This window comes from Roseiarcus sp. (assembly GCF_052145395.1).
GTDB lineage: Bacteria > Pseudomonadota > Alphaproteobacteria > Rhizobiales > Beijerinckiaceae > Roseiarcus.
The window spans coordinates 1-2,582 of record NZ_JBKQOT010000627.1 but is presented as its reverse complement, the minus strand read 5'-3'; the positions used below and the strand labels follow the sequence as shown (position 1 = coordinate 2,582).

Genomic DNA, 2,582 nt, shown 5'->3' with positions numbered 1-2,582 from the left:
TCTGAGGCATTTCTGTGGTGCCTGAAACTCGCAACCCCCTAATTATTAAATTCATGAAGGCTGCGCGAGTTCAATTCTTCGACGGTAACCCATTTGTCGGAACGGAGATTCCCAATAGCCGCTCCGCCTCTTCCAGCACCTTCGGGTCGAGCGGGCGCGGATCCAGCGCCACGTTCTTGGAAAGACGATCGGCCATGATGCGCAACGCGGCGAGCCGGCCGTACGGCTTGTCGTTGGTGGGGATCAGATGCCAGGGCGCCTGGCGCGTCGAGGTCTTCTGCAACATGTCCTCGATCGCCGCCTCGTATTCCTGCCGATGGGCGCGGTTGCGGAAATCCTCGTAGGACAGTTTCCAACGCTTGAGCGGATCGGTGAGCCTACTACGAAATCGGCGCAACTGTTCGTCTGCAGTGATGTGCAGGAACAGCTTTATAAGCCGCGTATCGTCAGCGATCAGAATGCGCTCGAAGTCGTTGATCTCGTCGTAGGCCCTTTGCCATTCGGCAGGCGTGGCGAAACCCTCGACGCGCTCGACCAGGACGCGGCCGTACCAGGAACGGTCGAAAACGACGATCTGGCCATGGTGCGGCAGGCGCTCCCAAAAGCGCTGGAGGTAATGCAATGCTTTCTCCCGCTCGGTCGGCGCGGAGATCGAGTGCACCTTGAAGCTGCGCGGATCGAGCGCCCAGCCCAGCCGGCGAACGATGCCGCCCTTGCCGGCAGTGTCCCAACCTTCGAGAACGATGACAGCGCGATGGGGCGTCCCGAGATAGGCCTGCTGAACGCATTGAAGCGTTTCTTGAAGCTCCTCGAGACGGCGCTCGTAGTCGGCGAACTCGACCTTCAGGAAGTGCTGAATGTCGGAAAGTCTCGGACGTCTGGAAACAACAAAGTCTGCGGTCTTCATGAGCTGCGGAGCCTCCCCTGGCGGTTTCGTACCGCAGCGACTTGAGATGGGTGAGCACGTTGTTCGCGACGGCCTTCTCTGACTAGGTGAATTCGAAAAGCCGCTGCGCAATACTTCGGCGAGGCTCGCGGTCATGGGGACAGCGCCGGGGTCTTGTCGAACCAGGGCTTGGTCGCCTCCAACCGGGCCGCAAGACGGAATAGGGTCGCTTCGTCGCCGAAGGGCGCGCTGAACATCACGCCGATCGGGAGGCCGCTTTCGCTCCAATGCAGCGGGACCGTCATGCTCGGTTGGCCCGTCATGTTGAAGAGCTGCGTAAACGGGATGAACTCGACGAGCGCCCGGCGATAAGCCTCGATGTCCGGATTGTCCGTGCGCAGCGTGCCCAGGGAGACCGGCGGCTTCGCCAGGGTAGGGCTCAGGATCATATCGTAGGTCTCGTGGAACCCGGCCATACGTCGGCCTTGACGATGAATGCTCTGTATAGCGGCCGGATAGGTTTCGACGTTGAGTGTCGCGGCAAAAGCGACGGCGTTCCAGGTGACGGGGTCCACGACGTCGGGCGTCAGTTCCGGGCCAAGCTCCTCGACGCGCCGCCGCACCGTCAGGGAGACGTTGCTCGCGACCAGCACCCAGAGCGCGTAGCCGAGCTCGTCCCATGACCCGGGAAGATCCGCCTCTTCGACACGATGCCCAAGGCTTTCGAGCAGGGCGGCGGCTTCGTTCAGCGCACGCAGGCATTCCGCATCGACCGCCATGCCCGACATCGGGCGCCGCTGCAGCGCGATACGCAGTGGCTTCGGCTCCACGCCGAGCTCGAAAAGATAGGGCCGCTCCGGAGGCGGCGCATGATAAGGATCGCCCGGAGCCGGCCCCTCCGTCGCGTCGAGCATTGCGGCGCTGTCGCGCACCGAACGCGACAGCACGTGATGGGTGGAAAGGCTGCCCCAGCCCTCTCCTATTAAGGGACCAAGCGGCGTTCGCGCGCGGGTCGGCTTCAGCCCGAACAGTCCGCAGCAGGACGCGGGGATACGGATCGAGCCGCCGCCGTCGCTCGCGTGCGCCAGGGGAACAATGCCGGCTGCGACCGCAGCCGCCGCGCCACCCGACGATCCGCCCGCGGTTCGCGTTGTGTCCCATGGGTTGCGCGTCGCGCCCGTGAGGCTCGTCTCCGTGGACGGCGCGAGCGCCAATTCCGGCGTCGTCGTCTTGCCGAAGATAACGACGCCGGCGCGGTGGAAACGCTCGGTCAGCGTCGAATCGACTTCGGCGAGCGGCGCGTCGACGAAGAGGCGCGAGCCCTGCTTCGACCGTGTCCCCTTCATGGCCGTGGCGACGTCCTTCAAAAGGAAAGGCACGCCTGCGAAGGGAGCGCCGGCGTCGAGGCTTGCGAGGGAAGCGCGACCCTCGTCATAGAGCTTCTGTGAGAGCGCGTTGATCTTCGGATCGATCCGCTCTGCCGCGTCGATCGCGGCCTCCAGCAACTCGGGGGCGGACGCCTGTCCAGAGCGCACCAGTTCGGCGAGTCCTAGCCCGTCGTATGCCTGGTACTGTTCGAAGGGGATCACGGAACGGCTCCGACGACCTCGAGTGTTCGTGAACTCACAAAGCTTGAGTAGTTGGACTGAAATAACAGCCTCGTCAAGGCGAGTAATCAGGCCTGCAAACGTGTAGG

General features: G+C 63.4%; 2 protein-coding genes. Both read right to left on the bottom strand.

From position 1 onward, the window contains the following. Window positions 1-70: 70 nt before the first annotated feature. Window positions 71-907: a polyphosphate kinase 2 family protein gene (locus ACLP25_RS21585; protein ID WP_442471196.1), complete on the bottom strand. Its 837-nt coding sequence runs from the start codon at window positions 905-907 to the stop codon at window positions 71-73. A gap of 131 nt (window positions 908-1,038) precedes the next feature. After that, complete coding sequence (locus tag ACLP25_RS21580; protein WP_442471195.1) at window positions 1,039-2,475, bottom strand: amidase; 1,437 nt, start codon at window positions 2,473-2,475, stop codon at window positions 1,039-1,041. Window positions 2,476-2,582 lie beyond the last annotated feature (107 nt).

Bases quoted from the DNA above. Each gene is read 5' to 3' on its own strand.
- ACLP25_RS21585 (WP_442471196.1), bottom strand. From the start codon at position 907: ATGAAGACCGCAGACTTTGTTGTTTCCAGACGTCCGAGACTTTCCGAC.